The organism is Streptomyces sp. NPDC032745 (assembly GCF_055579465.1).
This window is the reverse complement of record NZ_JBVING010000016.1, coordinates 63,063-77,890: the sequence shown is the minus strand read 5'-3', so window position 1 is coordinate 77,890 and position 14,828 is coordinate 63,063. Positions and strand designations below refer to the sequence as shown.

The 14,828-nt window shown below is 73.0% G+C and carries 14 protein-coding genes; 8 read left to right on the top strand and 6 right to left on the bottom strand.

Annotated features, from left to right (window positions below; all coding sequences use genetic code 11):
- Window positions 1–173 precede the first annotated feature (173 nt).
- Complete coding sequence (locus ACZ5WG_RS32395; protein ID WP_468727875.1) at window positions 174–1,277, top strand: mechanosensitive ion channel family protein; 1,104 nt, start codon at window positions 174–176, stop codon at window positions 1,275–1,277.
- A gap of 9 nt (window positions 1,278–1,286) precedes the next feature.
- On the opposite strand, the gene ACZ5WG_RS32390 is transcribed toward ACZ5WG_RS32395, so the two are convergent.
- Entirely contained in the window at window positions 1,287–1,859 is a 573-nt protein-coding gene (locus ACZ5WG_RS32390; RefSeq protein ID WP_468727874.1) for a MepB family protein, read from the bottom strand.
- 137 nt (window positions 1,860–1,996) lie between these two features.
- On the opposite strand from ACZ5WG_RS32390, the gene ACZ5WG_RS32385 reads away from it, so the two are divergent.
- Window positions 1,997–3,004, top strand: coding sequence for an NAD-dependent epimerase/dehydratase family protein (locus ACZ5WG_RS32385; RefSeq protein WP_468727873.1), 1,008 nt, complete (start codon window positions 1,997–1,999; stop codon window positions 3,002–3,004).
- Window positions 3,005–3,048: 44 nt separating this feature from the next.
- Here the strand turns inward: ACZ5WG_RS32385 and ACZ5WG_RS32380 are convergent, their stop codons facing one another.
- Both ACZ5WG_RS32380 and ACZ5WG_RS32375 read right to left on the bottom strand, forming a co-directional pair.
- On the bottom strand, window positions 3,049–4,164 hold the full coding sequence (locus tag ACZ5WG_RS32380) for a sensor histidine kinase (RefSeq protein ID WP_468727871.1): 1,116 nt from the start codon (window positions 4,162–4,164) through the stop codon (window positions 3,049–3,051).
- The gene (locus ACZ5WG_RS32375; protein WP_468728111.1) at window positions 4,157–4,927 is read right to left on the bottom strand and encodes a response regulator transcription factor; all 771 of its coding nucleotides are present in this window, start codon (window positions 4,925–4,927) and stop codon (window positions 4,157–4,159) included. The genes ACZ5WG_RS32380 and ACZ5WG_RS32375 overlap by 8 nt, the downstream gene beginning before the upstream one ends.
- Before the next feature lie 205 nt (window positions 4,928–5,132).
- On the opposite strand from ACZ5WG_RS32375, the gene ACZ5WG_RS32370 reads away from it, so the two are divergent.
- From ACZ5WG_RS32370 to ACZ5WG_RS32360, 3 genes are read left to right on the top strand one after another with little or no spacing between them, the layout of a single operon-like run.
- Window positions 5,133–5,849, top strand: coding sequence for a glycosyltransferase family 2 protein (locus tag ACZ5WG_RS32370; protein ID WP_468727870.1), 717 nt, complete (start codon window positions 5,133–5,135; stop codon window positions 5,847–5,849).
- The gene (locus tag ACZ5WG_RS32365) at window positions 5,846–6,499 is read left to right on the top strand and encodes a TIGR04282 family arsenosugar biosynthesis glycosyltransferase (RefSeq protein WP_468727869.1); all 654 of its coding nucleotides are present in this window, start codon (window positions 5,846–5,848) and stop codon (window positions 6,497–6,499) included. The genes ACZ5WG_RS32370 and ACZ5WG_RS32365 overlap by 4 nt, the downstream gene beginning before the upstream one ends.
- Entirely contained in the window at window positions 6,496–7,155 is a 660-nt protein-coding gene (locus tag ACZ5WG_RS32360; RefSeq protein WP_468727867.1) for a class I SAM-dependent methyltransferase, read from the top strand. Before ACZ5WG_RS32365 ends, ACZ5WG_RS32360 begins: the two co-directional genes overlap by 4 nt.
- Window positions 7,156–7,227: 72 nt before the next feature.
- Here ACZ5WG_RS32360 and ACZ5WG_RS32355 read toward each other — a convergent pair whose 3' ends face one another.
- Together ACZ5WG_RS32355 and ACZ5WG_RS32350 are read right to left on the bottom strand one after the other, a co-directional pair.
- Entirely contained in the window at window positions 7,228–7,632 is a 405-nt protein-coding gene (locus ACZ5WG_RS32355) for a hypothetical protein (protein WP_468727866.1), read from the bottom strand.
- Window positions 7,632–8,783, bottom strand: coding sequence for a molybdopterin-dependent oxidoreductase (locus tag ACZ5WG_RS32350; protein WP_468727865.1), 1,152 nt, complete (start codon window positions 8,781–8,783; stop codon window positions 7,632–7,634). Before ACZ5WG_RS32350 ends, ACZ5WG_RS32355 begins: the two co-directional genes overlap by 1 nt.
- Before the next feature lie 62 nt (window positions 8,784–8,845).
- On the opposite strand from ACZ5WG_RS32350, the gene ACZ5WG_RS32345 reads away from it, so the two are divergent.
- Both ACZ5WG_RS32345 and ACZ5WG_RS32340 read left to right on the top strand, forming a co-directional pair.
- Entirely contained in the window at window positions 8,846–10,315 is a 1,470-nt protein-coding gene (locus ACZ5WG_RS32345) for a glycosyltransferase 87 family protein (RefSeq protein WP_468727863.1), read from the top strand.
- Window positions 10,316–10,428: 113 nt separating this feature from the next.
- Complete coding sequence (locus ACZ5WG_RS32340; protein ID WP_468727862.1) at window positions 10,429–12,744, top strand: family 20 glycosylhydrolase; 2,316 nt, start codon at window positions 10,429–10,431, stop codon at window positions 12,742–12,744.
- Between the two features lie 57 nt (window positions 12,745–12,801).
- On the opposite strand, the gene ACZ5WG_RS32335 is transcribed toward ACZ5WG_RS32340, so the two are convergent.
- Complete coding sequence (locus ACZ5WG_RS32335) at window positions 12,802–13,398, bottom strand: GNAT family N-acetyltransferase (RefSeq protein WP_468727861.1); 597 nt, start codon at window positions 13,396–13,398, stop codon at window positions 12,802–12,804.
- A gap of 155 nt (window positions 13,399–13,553) precedes the next feature.
- Here ACZ5WG_RS32335 and ACZ5WG_RS32330 point away from each other — a divergent pair, with 155 nt between their 5' ends.
- The gene (locus ACZ5WG_RS32330; RefSeq protein ID WP_468727860.1) at window positions 13,554–14,786 is read left to right on the top strand and encodes a cytochrome P450 family protein; all 1,233 of its coding nucleotides are present in this window, start codon (window positions 13,554–13,556) and stop codon (window positions 14,784–14,786) included.
- Window positions 14,787–14,828 lie beyond the last annotated feature (42 nt).

Sequence of the window (14,828 nt, the reverse complement as noted above, 5' to 3'; positions counted from 1 at the left end):
GGTCCCCCGCCCCATGGGGCAGGATGGCAGCCCGTTCCGGAATGCGTACACGCGCCCGAACGAGGCTCCATGCACGACAAACTGACAGGTGACAAGGTGACGACACACCTCATACGACGACCCGCAGCGCCCGTCGCCGCTCCCACGGTCCGGCGCGAAGCGGAGGGCGTCCGTTGAACCGGGAACTCGTCCTGCACGACTGGCTGGTGGCCGGAATCGCGATCGCCGCGGGCGCCCTGGCAGGGCTGCTGCTGCGCGCCCTCATGCGCTGGCTGGGGCGGCACGCCGAGCGGACACGGTGGAGCGGGGACGACATCATCGTCGACGCGCTGCGCACGCTCGCACCCTGGGCGGCGGTCATCGCCGGCGTGGCGGTGGCCGCCTCGACCCTGCCGCTGCACGCGCGGGTCCTGGGGTTCGTGAACCAGTCCCTGACCGCTGTGCTCATCCTCATCGCCACGCTCAGTGCCGCCCGGGTCATCTCGGGTCTCGTCCAGTCCGTGGCGGGGGCGCGGACCGGGGTGGCCGGATCGGCGACCATCTTCGTGAACATCACGCGGATCGTGGTGCTCGTGATGGGTGTGCTCGTCGCGCTGGAAACCATGGGCGTGTCGATCGCACCGCTGGTCACGGCCCTCGGCGTAGGCGGTCTGGCGGTCGCCCTGGCATTGCAGGACACCCTCGCCAACCTCTTCGCGGGCGTCCACATCCTCGCCTCGAAGACCGTGCAGCCCGGTGACTACATCCGCCTCAGCAGTGGCGAGGAGGGGTACGTCGTCGACATCAACTGGCGCAACACCGTGGTCCGCAACCTGTCGAACAACCTGGTGATCATCCCCAACGGGCGTCTCGCGCGGACGAACATGACCAACTTCACGCAGCCCGAGCAGCAGTTGTCGATCCTGGTCCAGGTGGGTGTGGGCTACGAGAGCGATCTGGAGCAGGTCGAGCGGGTGACCCTCGACGTGATCGACGGCGTGATGGCCGACATCAACGGCGCGGTCCCCGACCACGAAGGGGCCGTCCGGTTCCACACGTTCGCGGACTCCAGGATCAACTTCACGGTGATCCTCGGTGTCGGCGAGTTCAGCGACCAGTACCGGATCAAGCACGAGTTCATCAAGCGCCTGCACCAGCGGTTCCGGGCGGAGGGCATATCGATCCCCGCTCCCACCCGGACGGTCGCACTCCACCGGGACGACCTCCAGGCGTCGATGCCTCCCCCGGTCCCGCACCAGCGCGAGGCGCCGACGCGTTCGCCCGCCACCACCGGCTGACCTGCGCGCCTACGGGTGGTACAGCTGCTCGGCGCGGGCCGGGTCGACGGGGCCGTCCTGTGGCAGGTGGAGGAAGTGCTCCACCTGCCACGCCTGTGCCCGCCCGGCCTGGCGGTTGGCGGTGGTCACCCACGGCGGGTAGACGCGGAACCCCCGCTTCCCGCCGGAACCCTCCACCGACACGACGCCGTTCCGGCGCAGCGCGTCCATCGGGAAGACGAACTGGCCGAAGCCGTCGTCGTCGCGGCTGCCGATGACGAAGAGGTCGACGGGATCCGCAGCGTCGAACGGCTCGATGGGCCCGCGCGCGGACCTCTTCCAGACGGTGACGAACTGGCCCGCCTTGGTGGGCGTCGTCTTCGCCGCACGGAACCGGACACGGCGGCCGTCGAGGGTGAATTCATGCGCGGCGTACGCGGCGCCCTCGGCCTCGGGCACCGGCTGCGAGCAGACGAATCCGCAGGGGTCGTAGACCCGGGACTTCGCCGCGAGGAGATCGTCGGGGACCCCGGCCGTGTCCGACCACGGTCCGGGGCCGATACCGGGGCGGTGAGGGGCAGTGCTCTCGCGGTGTTTCGTCACCCGGCCACCTTGTCACGGATCCACACACATTCGAACATCCGGACGGACGAGGGTCCGGCCCGGGTCCGTCCTTACGGATCCGTGACGTCCGGCCGGGTGAGCGCCTCCCGCGCCATGGGGCGGCATAGCGTCGGATCATGCGCGTACTTGTGACTGGAGGAGCGGGCTTCATCGGCTCGCACATCGTCTCCGAACTGGCCGGCCGGGGGCACGACCCGGTGGTGTTCGACCTGGCGGAGGACGGGAGGGACGTACGGGATCCCGGTCAGGTACGGGAGGCCCTGGCCGGCGTCGACGCGGTCTGCCACCAGGCGGCGAAGGTCGGCCTGGGCAAGGATTTCGGGGACGCACCCGGCTATGTGTCGGCCAACGATCTCGGTACGGCGGTACTGCTGGCCCAGATGGCCGAGGCGGGGGTGCGCAGCCTGCTGATCGCCGGGTCGATGGTCGTCTACGGCGAGGGGCGGTACGAGTGCACCGCCCACGGCGTGGTCCGGCCCGGGCCCCGTGCCGAGGCCGATCTGGCGGCCGGCCGGTTCGAGCCGCGCTGCCCGGCCTGCGGCGCCGACCTGTCGCCCGGCCTGGTCGGGGAGGACGCGCCGATGGATCCGCGGAACGTCTACGCCACCACCAAGCTGGCCCAGGAGCACCTCGCGGCCTCCTGGGCGCGGGCCACCGGCGGGCGCGGGATCTCGCTGCGCTACCACAACGTCTACGGGCCGGGGATGCCCCGGGACACCCCGTACGCCGGGGTCGCCGCGCTGTTCCGGTCGGCGCTGGCCAGGGGCGAGGCGCCGCGCGTCTTCGAGGACGGCGGCCAGCGGAGGGACTTCGTCCACGTCCGGGACGTGGCGGTGGCCAACGCGGCGGCCCTGGAGTCGCTGGAGTCCCCGGGGGCGGCGACGGGCGGCCTCGCCGCGTACAACGTCGGCAGCGGAGATCCGCGCACCGTCGGTGACATGGCCAAGGCCCTGGCCTCCGCGTGCGGAGGTCCGGACCCGGTCGTCACCGGCGAGTACCGGCTGGGCGACGTCCGGCACATCACCGCCGACTCGGCGCGCCTGCGCCGGGAACTGGGCTGGCGGCCGGTGGTGCCGTTCGCCGCCGGGATGGCGGAGCTGGCGGCCGGGGCGGACACGCCCTGAGCCGCCGGGCCGCCCGGTCCCCGGACTTCCGGCCCTCCGGTCCTCTAGGCGGGGGCCGGGAGGGTCAGTTCGAAGCGGCAGCCGCCGGAGACGTTGCGGACGTGAGCGTGCCCGTCATGGGCCTCCACGATGCCCCGGACGATCGCCAGGCCCAGGCCCGCACCTCCCGGAGGCGTGCGGGCCTGCGTGCCGCGCCAGCCGGTGTCGAAGACGCGCGTGAGGTCCTCCTCGGGAATGCCGCCGCAGGCGTCGGTGACCGACAGCACCACCGCTCCCTCGCGGGATTCGGCCGCGATCGCGACCGTACCGTCGGCCGGGGTGTGGCGGATGGCGTTGACCAGCAGGTTCGACAGGACGCGGGTCATCTCCTTGCCGTCGACCTCCACCGGGAGCGGTGCGATACCGTCGCCGACCAGCCGTACGCCGTGCTCGCGGGCGAGGGCGTCGGTTCCGGCCAGGGCGTCGCCCACCAGGTCGTATAGGGACATCCGGGTGGGGCTGAGGCTGAGGGCACCCGCGTGGATGCGGGAGAGCTCGAAGAGGTCACCGACCATGGAGTTGAGGCGGTCGACCTCGGTGCGCATCTGCCGGTGGTAGCGCGCGGGGTCGGCGGCCATGCCGTCCTCCAGCGCCTCCGACATGGCGCGCAGGCCGGCCAGCGGGGTGCGCAGATCGTGCGAGATCCAGGCCACCAGTTCGCGCCGTGAGGTTTCCAGGGCCCGCTCGCGCTCCCGGGACGCTTCCAGGCGCTCGCTGGTCAGGGCCAGTTCGCGGCTCAGTGCGGTGAGTTCGGCGGGGGCGGGCACGGTGGGTGTGGTGAACGTACCCTCCTCGCCGAAGACCCGGGCGGCGGCGACGAGCTCGCGGCAGCGCAGTACGACCTGCCGGCCCAGCAGCAGGGCGGTGCCCAGGGAGACGGCGGCAGCCACCGCGACGACCGTGGTCATCACGGTCAGGTCGTGGGTGGAGAGGAACATCGCCCAGGCCACCGTGAGCGTTCCGGCGAGCATCGCGGACACGGCGACGGCGGTCACGACGGCGAGGGAGACGGCGATGCTGCGCCGTCTCAGTATCCGCAGGGCGAGGGCGCCCAGCGCTCCGGCGCCGCCCGCGCCCAGGAGCGCGTACAGGGCGATCAGCAGCAGATCCTGGTCACGCATGTCCGTCCGCCGTTCGCAGGTCCGTGGCGGGGGCCGCCGGGGTGGGGTGGGCGTCGAAGCGGTAGCCGGCGCCCCAGACGGTCTGGATCAGCCGGGGGCTCGCCGGGTCGTCCTCGATCTTTCCGCGGAGCCTGCGGACGTGCACGGTGACGGTGGACAGGTCTCCGAAGTCCCAGCCCCAGACCTCGCGCATGAGCCGCTCCCGGTCACAGACCTGCCCGGGGTGGCGCAGGAAGTAGGCGAGGAGGTCGAACTCCCGCAGCGTGAGGGCGAGTTCCTGTCCGTCCTTGCTCACCCGGCGGGCCGCCGGGTCCAGGCTCAGGCCCGCCGCGGTGAGCCGGGGGCCGACGGCCGGCGGGGCGGGGGCGGCCCGGCGCAGTACCGACTGCACGCGCAGGACGAGCTCGCGCGGACTGAACGGCTTGGTCACGTAGTCGTCGGCGCCGACCTCCAGGCCCAGGATCCGGTCGTCCTCGTCGCCGCGTGCGGTGAGCATGATGACCGGGACGGGCGGGACCCGGCGCTCACCGCCGCGCTGGTCGGCGTCGCGCTCGCGCGCCCGCAGCCGCCGGCAGACCTCCAGCCCGTCCATGCCCGGGAGCATGAGATCGAGGACCACCAGGTCCGGGCGCTGCTCCTCGGCGGCGCGGAGCGCGGCCGGTCCGTCGGCGGCCCGGCGCACGGCGAAGCCGGCCCGGTCGAGGTATCCGGCCACCACCTCCGAGACGGTCGGGTCGTCCTCCACGACCAGGACGCTGCCCATGAACCGCTCCGGGGTGCCCGCCCCGCCGGGGCCGACGGCGTCCTGGCCCTCGTTCGTACTCTGCGTATTGCTGACTGCCATGGCCCCAGCCTGACATCCGCCCTGGGCGGCGTGAAATGCGCCTGCCCCCGATCCCGCACGGCGTCCGCGTTTCGTAAGGAGTGAAAGCCCCTTTCGTCCGCGTCGGCTTCCTACGGTGTGGACCGTGACTGATTCTGCTTGTGTGCCGCCCCGGGCGGACCTCGTACTGCCGTGCCTCGACGAGGCGGAGGCGCTCCCCTGGGTGCTGGCGCGGGTGCCGGCCGGCTGGCGGGCCATCGTCGTCGACAACGGCTCCACCGACGGCTCCGCCGACATCGCCCGCAGCCTGGGGGCGACCGTGGTGCGCGAACCCCGGCGCGGTTTCGGCGCCGCCTGCCACGCCGGGCTGCTCGCCGCGAGCGCCGACCTCGTCTGCTTCTGCGACTGCGACGCCTCCCTCGACCCCGCCCTGCTCGCTCCCATGGCGGCGCGGGTCGCCGCCGGGGAGGCCGACCTGCTGCTCGGCCGGCGCCGCCCGCAGGGCCGCGGCGCGTGGCCCGCGCACGCCCGCGCCGGGAACCTCGCGCTGACGCGGATGCTGCGACGCCGTTCGGGGCTGCGGCTGCACGACCTCGGACCGATGCGGGTCGCGCGCCGCGAGGCACTGCTGGGCCTGGACCTGACCGACCGGCGCAGCGGCTACCCGCTGCAGATGGTCGTGCGGGCCGCCGACGCGGGCTGGCGGGTGGCCGAGACGGACGTCCCGTACCTGCCGCGTGCCGGGAAGTCGAAGGTCACCGGCACCTGGCGGGGCACCTGGCATGCGGTACGGGACATGCAGCGCGTGCTGGCCGAGGCGCCCGGCACCCGGCCCGCACCGGCCGGCGGGGCCTGCGCATGAGCACTTTCGCGAGCAGCCACGGCAACGACGAGGGCACCCTTCTCGTCGTCGCCAAGGCCCCGGTCCCGGGCCGGGTCAAGACGCGGCTGACACCGCACTTCACGCCGCAGCAGGCCGCCGCCCTGGCCCGCGCCGCGCTCCAGGACACCCTGGACACCGTCCTCGCCACGCCGGCCCGGCGGCGCGTCCTCTACCTCGACGGGGCGCCGAGGCACTGGCTGCCCGACGGCATCGAGGTGGTCCCGCAGTGCGGGGGCGGGCTCGACGCCCGACTGGCCGCGGCCTTCGCCCTGTACGACGGCCCCGCGCTCCTGATCGGCATGGACACCCCCCAGGTCACCCCGGAACTCCTCGCCCAGGGCCTGGACTTCACCCGAACCGGCGCCTGGTTCGGCCCGGCCCTGGACGGCGGGTTCTGGGCCCTCGGGCTCGCCGAGCCCGACCCGGCGCTGCTGCTCGGCGTCCCCATGTCCGAACCGCACACCGGTGAGGTGCAGCGCCGGCGGCTGACCTCGTCCGGGCGGACCGTGCGGGATCTCGCCGCGCTCCGCGACGTCGACACCCCGGCCGATGCGGCGCTGGTCGCGACCGCCGCGCCGGGGACCCGTTTCGCCGTCCTGCACGCCGAGCTGTGCGCGGCCGTCCGATGACCGCGCAACTGGCGGAGCCCGCCGCCCAGGCCTGGCGGGCCGATCCGTACTCCGATGCCCTGCGTACCGGCCAGGGCCCTCTCTATCTGCGCCGCTCCGACGGTTGGCTGCTGCCGTTGGACGTGGAGCGCTGGTGTGCAGAGCCCGACACGGCCGACGCCACCGTCCTGTCCCGCTGCGCCGGTCCGGTCCTGGACATAGGCTGCGGACCGGGCCGCCTGGTCGCCGCCCTCGCCCGCCGCGGGCACCCCGCGCTGGGCGTGGACGTCACCCCGGAGGCGGTGGCCCGTACCGTACGCGCGGGCGGCAGCGCCCTGTGCCGGTCCGTGTTCGACCCGCTGCCCAGCGAGGGCCGGTGGGGCACGGTCCTGCTGATCGACGGCAACATCGGCATCGGCGGCGACCCCGGCGCCCTGCTGAGGCGCGCCGCGCGGCTCGCGGCGCCCGGCGGCTCGCTCCTGGTCGAGGTGGCCACCGTGGACGTCGACGAGCGCGTCGAGGTGCATGTCGACGACGGTCACGGCGGCCGCGGGGAGCCGTTCCTGTGGGCCCGGCTCGGTACCCGTGCACTCGGCGTCGAGGCGGCTGAAGCGGGCTGGACCCGAGCGGTGACCTGGCAGGCCGCGGGCCGGGCGTTCGTGCAGCTGCGGCGCTGACCGCAGACCGGGGCATACGTGAGCGGCTGACGCGGAGCAGAACCGCGTCAGCCGCTTTTGCATGTCCGTCGCTCAGGCCTGCCGGCGCGTGCCGCGCAGCGCCGCGCGCGTCCCGGTCCACAGGCCCGCGGCCACGGCGATGGCCGCCATCGCCAGCAGCCAGTTGCGCAGGTAGTCCAGCGGCACGACCGTCGGGTTGGCCGCGCCACCCGGGCGCAGGAGCGGTGGCAGGGCGATCGCCGTCAGGGAGCCCGCGACGATCAGGGCCGCGCGCGGGATCCCGCGCAGACGCAGGCCGACAGCGCCGGTGAGCGCGGCGACCGCGATCACGAGGGGCGCGATCAGCCCGTCGTGCACGACGACCGCGCCCGCGAGCCACAGCGCGATCCGCCAGGGCGAGGGCTGCTGGATCAGCAGGGCGCCGCCCAGGCCCATCAAGGCCAGCCCGAGGCCCGCCACCAGGTACCGGTACGCCATCACGCCACCTCCAGTCGGCCGACCCACTTGGTCTGGAGCACGCCGGGCCGGTTCGGGGCGATGATCCGCGCCGGGTAGCCGTGGTCCAGGGACAGTTCCTCGCCGTTCAGGCGCAGCGCCAGCAGGGTGAGCGGGTCCTGGGCGTACCGGCGGCCCATCTCCATCACCCGGTACGCGCCGGCCGCCTCCAGCGACACCACCCGGGCGTGGGCGCCGGGGCCGCCGCCGGCCCGGTCCAGCAGGTCCCGTACCCGCACGCCGGTCCAGCGGGCGGACTTGCTCCAGCCTTCGACGCACGCGATGGGCAACGTCACCTCGTACTGGGGCATCGCGCGCAGTTCGTCCAGGGTGAGGGTGTACGGGCGCGGGCCGGCGACGGTCAGCCGCCAGTCCTGTACGGAGGCGGCGGTGACCCGGGCCGCGTTCGCCGTACGGTTCACCGGGAGCCCCTGCGGTCCGACGGCGGGATGGCGCGGGGCGAACAGGTCGAGCCGCCCCAGCGCGGTCACGGACTGCCCGGCGGTCGTCAGCGTCACCGCGCCCACCCCCGCGGCGACCGCGGCCAGCAGCGCGCGCCGGTCCGGGCCGTCGGCCTCGGGCAGCGCGAGCGTCCCCGGGGAGCGGCGGGTCCAATGGGCTTGGATCTGCGGCCACTTCACGGCGATGTGCACCATCAGCGCGCCCATCAGGAGCCAGGCCAGCGCGAAGTGCACGGGTACGAAGGAGAAGGGCCAGGGGTACCACTGGAAGGTGTTGAGCAGCCCGCTGAAAAGCTCGAACACGCCGGCCGCCACCAACACCGCCACGGAGGCCCGCTCGAGCGCGTGCCGCACCGACTTGAGCGGCGGCCACTCGAACAGCCGCGGGTACACCGCCCACAGCTTCGCCAGCAGCAGCGGGATCGCCGCGATCCCGGAGACCACGTGGAGTCCCTGGGTGAACCGGTAACCCCAGTACGGGCGGCTCGGCAGCCGGTCGGCGAGCCAGACCGGCGGGTGCTGGAAGTAGTGGCTGAGCACACCGGTCGCGAAACACACGGCAAAGGCGAGCCCGAGCCAGCGCCCCACGGCTGTCGCGGTACGGGCGTCGTGCAGCCGCGCCTTGAAGGTGACGGGCGGGTCGGGAGGGAGTCGGAGAAGAGGGAATCGCATGGACCCATGACACCCCCGGCCAGGCTCGCTGAGGCGGTTCGGACACCTTACGAAACACGGACATGAGCAGCGCCGGACCCCGCTGTGCGGCCGTTGCCTGGGACGCTGCGGACGTGAACCTGCGCACCGCCCTCGGCCTCTCCGCCCTCGCCGCCCTCGTCGCCGCCCTCGTATGGACCATCCGCCACGACGGCTACTTCACCGACCCCGCCGGACTGTCCTGGCGGTACGCGGCCTGCTGGGCGCTGTTCGCGGTCGCCGTGCTCGCGCTGCGCCGGGTCCCGGCCGCCGTCGTCGTGCCGCTGGTGCTGGCGGGGGCCGTCGCGGTGACGGCGACGGGGCTGGTGGCGGCGCCCCGGACCAGCACCGACTCGTACCGCTACGCCTGGGACGGCCGGGTCCAGTCCGCGGGCATCTCGCCGTACGACCACGCTCCGCAGGACCCCGCACCCGCCCGGCTCCGCGATCCCTGGCTCTTCCCCACGGGTGCCGCCGCGTGCACCGGCCCGGACCGGGCCCGGATCCCGTACACCGGGGACACCCCGCGCTGCACCCGGATCAACCGGCCCGCCGTGCACACCATTTATCCGCCGGTCGCCGAGGCGTACTTCCTGGCCGTCGACCGGCTCTCCCCCGATGGCGCCCGGCACAAACCGCTCCAGATCGGTGCCGGAGTGCTGTCCCTGGGCGTGACCGGCGCGCTGCTGCTGATCCTGCGCCGCCGGGGCACGGACCCGCGCAGGGCCGCGTACTGGGCGTGGTGCCCCGCCGTACCGATCGAGGCGGTGAACAACGCGCACGTCGACGTCCTGGGAGTGCTGCTGGCCGTGGCCGGTCTCGGGCTCGTGGCCGCGGAGCGCCTCGGGCGCCGGGCGGCCGGCGGGCTGGTCCTGGGCGCCGCCGTCGCCACCAAGCTGATGCCGGCGATCGTGCTCCCGGGCGCCCTGTCGGGCGTCCGCCGGGTACGCGATGCGGCCGCCGTGCTGCTGCCGGCCGCCGCCTTCACCGCGCTCGCGTACCTGCCGTACGTCCTGCTCTCGCGCGGCTCGGTGTTCGGCTACCTCGGCGGCTACGTGGAGGAGGAGGGGTACGAGGACGCCTCGGCCGGTTCCCGCTATGCGCTGCTGCGGCTGGTGCTGCCGGACGGCTGGGCGCTGCCGGTGCTGATCGCCGCGATGGCGGGCGTGTGCGGGTACGTGCTGTGGCGCGGGGATCCCCGACGGCCCTGGAGCGGGGCGCTGTTGGTGACGGGGTGGGCGTTCGCGCTGCTCACGCCGGGCTATTCGTGGTACGCCCTGCTGCTGGTCGCGCTCGTGGCGCTGGACGGACGCTGGGAGTGGCTGGGCATCGCCGTCGCGGGCCCCGCCGTGTACGTCACGGGCCAGGTGTTCGGCTCGCGCGAGGCGGTGAGCGCCACGGCGTACGGGCTCGCGGTGCTCCTGGTGCTCGTGGGCACCGCGGTACGCCGGCGCAGACTCCCCACAGCTGATCGCCGCTGTCGCCCCGTCAGTGCTGCACGTTCGGATGCTTGATCCTGCTCGGAGGAACGGAGTTTCGAGCAGGTATTGACATGCATCCCGCACTGCGCTGCACTTTGGCCGACTCTCTGAACTCCCCTTCCCTCCCATGACTTGGGGACTTGATTATGCGTCTGCTCAGATTGCTGATCGCCGCCGTCTGCGCGGTGGCCGCGCTCTCCTTACCCGGGGTCGCCGCCGCCGGACCCCCGCCCGCACAGGCCGCCGCCGGGCCGCCCCAGACCGTCCCGGCGCTGCGCCAGTGGACGGCCGGGACCGGTGCGTACGCCTTCACCGCCGCCAGCCGTATCGTCGTCGACCCCGCCTACACCGCCCAGCTCTCCGACGAGGCCGCCACACTCGCCGAGGATCTGGGCGCGCTCGCCGGGCGTCCCGTCGCCGTCGTCACCGGGAGCGCCGCCCCCGGCGACATCGCACTGAGCCTCGGTGACCCCGGCCTGCCCGCCGAGGGCTACCGGCTGGCCGTCGGTCAGTCCCTCGGCATCCGGGCCGGCACCGACACCGGCGCCTTCTACGGCACCCGTACCGTGCTCCAGCTCCTGCACCAGTCGGCCTCGGTGCCCGCCGGCACGGCGGTGGACTGGCCCACCAAGGCGGAGCGCGGGCTCATGATCGACCAGGGCCGGAAGTTCTTCACCGTCGACTGGGTCAAGCAGCACATCAAGGAGCTGGCCTACCTCAAGCTCAACTACTTCCACTTCCACCTGTCGGACACGTTCGGCTTCCGCCTCGAGAGCTCCACCCACCCGGAGATCGTCTCCGCCGACCACTACTCCAAGCAGGACATCGCCGACCTGGTCGCGCTCGGGCAGAAGTACCACGTCACGATCGTTCCCGAGATCGACACCCCGGGGCACATGAACGCCGTCCTGGCCGCCCACCCGGAGCTCAAGCTCAAGAACAGCTCCGGCACGGCCAGCCCCGATTTCATCGACCTCTCGCTGCCGGCCTCGTACACCCTGATCAAGGACTTGGTGAACGAGTACCTGCCCTTGTTCCCGGCCCCCTACTGGCACATCGGCGCGGACGAATACGTCACCGACTACGCCAAGTACCCGCAGCTGCTCAGCTATGCCCGCGCCCACTACGGAGCGGGCGCCACCGCCAAGGACACCTACTACGGGTTCGTGAACTGGGCCGACGACCTGGTGCGGGCGGCCGGCAAGACCACCCGGATGTGGAACGACGGCATCAAGGCCGGGGACGGGACGATCACCCCGCACCCGGGAATCCTCGTCGAGTACTGGTACAGCTACGGGCTCACCCCGCAGCAACTGGCCGCGGCCGGCCACACCGTCGCCAACGAGTCCTGGACTCCCACCTATTACGTGCTCGGCGGCGCCAAACCCGACACCAAGTGGATGTACGAGACCTGGACCCCCGACCGCTTCGAGGGCGGGGCCACCCTCACCGACCCCTCGAAGAACCTCGGCTCGCTGATCCACGTGTGGTGCGACAACCCGACCGCGGAGACGGAGGACCAGATCGCGGCGGGCATCATGTACCCGCTGCGCGCCCTGGCACAGCAGACCTGGGGTTCCCCGAAGTCGGCGAGCACCTACGCCGCGTTCACCCCGATCGCGGCCGCGGTCGGGCACAACCCCGCCTGGCCGGGACTCGCCCAGCCCGGCAACCTCGCCCGCAACCGGCCGACCACCGCGTCCAGCACGGAGACCGCCGGCTTCCCCGCTTCCTCGGCCACCGACGGCGACCCCGGAACCCGCTGGTCCAGCGCCTACGGCGACCAGCAGTGGCTCCAGGTGGACCTCGGCTCCAGCCAGGCCGTGAGCCGGGTGCTGCTGCGCTGGGAGGCGGCGTACGGAAAGGCCTTCCAGATCCAGCTCTCCGACGACGCGACCACCTGGCGCACCGTGTACTCCACCACGACCGGCACGGGCGGGGTGCAGGAGCTCACCGGCCTGACCGGATCCGGCCGCTACATCCGGGTGTACGGGACCCGGCGCGGCACCGCGTACGGCTACTCGCTGTACGAGTTCGAGGTGTACGGAGGCCAGTTGAGCGGCACCCGGACCCTCGGCTCAGCCGGCAAGGTCCTCGACGACCCGGCGAGCTCCAGCGCCTCCGGCACCCAGCTGATCACCTGGACACCGCACGGCGGCCCCAACCAGCAGTGGCAACTGGCACTCGACGCCGCCGGCTCCTACTCCATGGTCAACGGCTCGTCCGGGCTCTGCGCGGACGTATCGGGCGGCTCCACCGCGCCCGGTGCAGCCGTCGTCCAGGCCACCTGCAGCGGCGGCGACAGCCAGCGCTGGGTGATCACCGCCCTCGGTGGGGGCGAGTACTCGGTGGCCAACAAGAAGAGCACGCTCCTGCTGACCACCGCATCGGGTGCGGACGGCGCCCTGGTCACGCAGCAGCCGAGTTCCGGTTCGGGCTACCAGCGGTGGCAGATCACCTGACGGGAGGACAGCTCGTGGACGTCTCCCGGCGACGGCCTGCGCCGGGGGACGTCCAGTTCAGCCTTCCGCCCGGTGTGGCCGGTCCGCCCGGTGTGGCCGGTCCGCCCGATGCGCCCGCCATTCCGGGGCGAGGACGGACCAGACCTCCTCGTCGTGCCGCTTCCCGCGGTACAGGTAACTCTCCCGCAGCACGCCGTCCTTGGTCATCCCGAGCCGCCGGGCCACGGCGATGCTGGGCTCGTTCCCGACCGAGACCACCCACTCCACGCGGTGGATGCCCCGCTCCTCGACGGCCCAGTCGACGATCGCGCGCACGGCCCGGGTCACCAGCCCCTTGCCCACCGCGGACGGCTCCAGCCAGCAGCCCGCCTCGGCCACGCCCTGGGCCACGTCGAACCTGCGGAAGAGGACCGCTCCGACCAGCATGCCGTCGGTCCGGATGCCGTAGAGCCGCCCGGCGTCGGCCGCGGTCTTCTCCGCGTACGCCTGGAGCAGCGCCCGGCTGGAGTCCAGGTCCGTGACGACGTCGGGGAGCCCGTTGTACCGCCCGATGAACTCACGTCCTCGGTCCACGTGGGAGAGGAACTCCTCGGCCTGCCACGGTTCGAGCGGGCGCAGCTCCGCGCCGTCGTCGCCCAGGGATATCGCGAACATCGTCACCTTCCAGGGTCGGGACCAGAGCACACCGGCGAAAGGATCTTCTCACGGGCCCGCACCACGGACGGTGGAACCTCGTGCCCACTACACGCGTTGTGCGAGGGATGGAGGACCCTCCGTTCCGACACGACCGTCTCCTGAAGGAGTTCCGCGTGAACCACCCCACCGTCCCGCTGGTCCTTGATCCGGCCGGCGCCGAGCGGCACGCCGAGCACCGGCTGCTGCGCGCCCAGGGGCCCGCGGCCCGCGTCGACGTCCTCGGCGTGACGGCCTGGTCCGTCACCGACCCGGCCCTGCTCAAGGAGTTGCTGACGAGCCCGGACGTCTCCAAGGACGCCCGTGCGCACTGGCCGGAGTTCGAACAGGCCGTACAAACATGGCCGCTCGCCCTCTGGGTGGCCGTGAGCAACATGTTCACCGCCTACGGGGCCGACCACCGGCGGCTGCGGCGGATGGTGGCTCCCGCGTTCAGCGCGCGCCGTGTCTCCTTGCTCCGCGGCACCGTCGAGGCCATCGTCACCGGCCTCCTGGACGAGCTCGCCGCCCTGCCGCCCGGTGAGGCGGCAGACCTGCGCGAACGGCTCGCCTACCCGCTGCCCATCGCGGTCATCGGCCACCTCATGGGCCTCCCCGACGAGAAGCGCGGTGAGTTCCGTTCCGTGGTGGACGGGGTCTTCGACACGACCCTCACCCCCGAACAGGCCGCCGCGAACGCGGTCCGGGCGTACGAAATCCTCGGCCAGCTCATCGCCGCCAAGCGCGCCGTGCCCGGCGACGACATGACCTCGCTCCTCATCGCCGCCCGCGACGAGGAGGGCGACGGCTCTGCGCTCTCCGACACCGAACTGGCCGACACCCTGTTCCTGATGATCAGTGCCGGGTACGAGACGACCGTCAACGTCATCGACCAGGCGGTCACCGCCCTGCTCACCCACCCCGAGCAGCTCGGCCACGTCCGCGCCGGCCGCAGCAGCTGGAACGACGTCGTCGAGGAGACGCTGCGCCACGAGTCGGCCGTGAAACACCTGCCGATGCGTTTCGCCCTGGCCGACATCCCCCTGTCCGACGGACGGACCATCGCCAAGGGGGAGGCGATCCTCGCGTCGTACGCCGCCGCCAACCGGCATCCCGACTGGCACGGCCCCGACGCCGATGCCTTCGACGTCACGAGGGTCACGAAGGACCACCTCGCCTTCGGGCACGGAGTCCACTTCTGCCTCGGCGCCCCGCTGGCCCGGCTCGAGGTCGCGGCCGCGCTCGAGGCGCTCTTCGACCGTTTCCCCGCTCTCGAACTGGCGGTTCCCGACGATGAGCTCGTGCCCGTCGCCTCCCTGATCAGCAACGGCCACCGGACCCTGCCCGTCCGTCTCGGCCCCTCGGCATGACCTGCTGAGCGGATCCCGGCGGAGCCGGCGCCCGCACGGGCG

Excerpts from the sequence above, each read along its gene's own strand:
- ACZ5WG_RS32350 (WP_468727865.1), bottom strand. The coding sequence starts at position 8,783 with ATGCGATTCCCTCTTCTCCGACTCCCTCCCGACCCGCCCGTCACCTTC.
- ACZ5WG_RS32375 (WP_468728111.1), bottom strand. The coding sequence starts at position 4,927 with ATGGGCAGCGTCCTGGTCGTGGAGGACGACCCGACCGTCTCGGAGGTG.
- ACZ5WG_RS32355 (WP_468727866.1), bottom strand. The coding sequence starts at position 7,632 with ATGGCGTACCGGTACCTGGTGGCGGGCCTCGGGCTGGCCTTGATGGGC.
- ACZ5WG_RS32365 (WP_468727869.1), top strand. The coding sequence starts at position 5,846 with ATGAGCACTTTCGCGAGCAGCCACGGCAACGACGAGGGCACCCTTCTC.
- ACZ5WG_RS32335 (WP_468727861.1), bottom strand. The coding sequence starts at position 13,398 with ATGTTCGCGATATCCCTGGGCGACGACGGCGCGGAGCTGCGCCCGCTC.
- ACZ5WG_RS32385 (WP_468727873.1), top strand. The coding sequence starts at position 1,997 with ATGCGCGTACTTGTGACTGGAGGAGCGGGCTTCATCGGCTCGCACATC.
- ACZ5WG_RS32345 (WP_468727863.1), top strand. The coding sequence starts at position 8,846 with ATGAGCAGCGCCGGACCCCGCTGTGCGGCCGTTGCCTGGGACGCTGCG.
- ACZ5WG_RS32380 (WP_468727871.1), bottom strand. The coding sequence starts at position 4,164 with ATGCGTGACCAGGATCTGCTGCTGATCGCCCTGTACGCGCTCCTGGGC.
- ACZ5WG_RS32360 (WP_468727867.1), top strand. The coding sequence starts at position 6,496 with ATGACCGCGCAACTGGCGGAGCCCGCCGCCCAGGCCTGGCGGGCCGAT.
- ACZ5WG_RS32340 (WP_468727862.1), top strand. The coding sequence starts at position 10,429 with ATGCGTCTGCTCAGATTGCTGATCGCCGCCGTCTGCGCGGTGGCCGCG.